At 35.2% G+C, this 622-nt stretch carries 1 protein-coding gene; it reads right to left on the bottom strand.

All coding sequences use genetic code 11. The features are described from left to right. A partial coding sequence (locus ACFIKB_RS09610) for a DUF1376 domain-containing protein (protein ID WP_375653535.1) occupies nucleotides 1-584 on the bottom strand: 584 nt, incomplete at its 3' end. Nucleotides 585-622 lie beyond the last annotated feature (38 nt).

The raw sequence follows: 622 nt of genomic DNA, 5'->3' as shown, positions 1-622 counted from the left end.
TTGGTTTGCTCTGATTGGCTTTCAACATCACACTCGATTGGCTCGTCAACCAAATCGATTGTTTCTAAATCTTCAAAATCAATTTCTTTTTTTAATAAAACGTTAGTTTTATTTTTTTTATATATGTTAATGTTATTGTTAATGGCATTGCGTTCGCATTGCGCAACACTATGCGCATCGTATGCGCTCTGCATGCAATCCGCATATGCGTTTTCTTTTATATGATTATTGTCATTTTTACCTTTTGTTTTATGCCATCTAGAATGAGCTGCTTTTGTTGCTGCTTCTGATTTCTCTTTGCTATCATTTAATTCTAATTCAACATCTGGGTTCCACAACCGACCATCTTCTAAACAAATGATATGTCCAGTTTCTAATAAAAGATCTAATGCCTTCTGAAATTTTTTTACTGAGCAGCCAGCCAATAAAGATAACACTTTAAAATTATTCGTAAGCGGCTCTCCTGTGCGAAGCATTTGAAAGCGCAACTTAACATATATGAAACCTTCAAAAGCTGGCAAATATGCAAGATCAAGTAGCCACTTGTCTGCAAAAAGCCTCGTCCATGGCAACTTAGTTGACATACTTCACCTCCCTTTCTTTATTATTATTGCAAGTGAAA

It is taken from the genome of Bartonella sp. MR110HLJHH (assembly GCF_042194225.1).
In the GTDB taxonomy this organism is placed as follows: Bacteria; Pseudomonadota; Alphaproteobacteria; order Rhizobiales; family Rhizobiaceae; genus Bartonella; species Bartonella grahamii.
The sequence above is the reverse complement of the archived record's forward strand: the minus strand, read 5'-3'. Positions and strand labels throughout refer to the sequence as shown.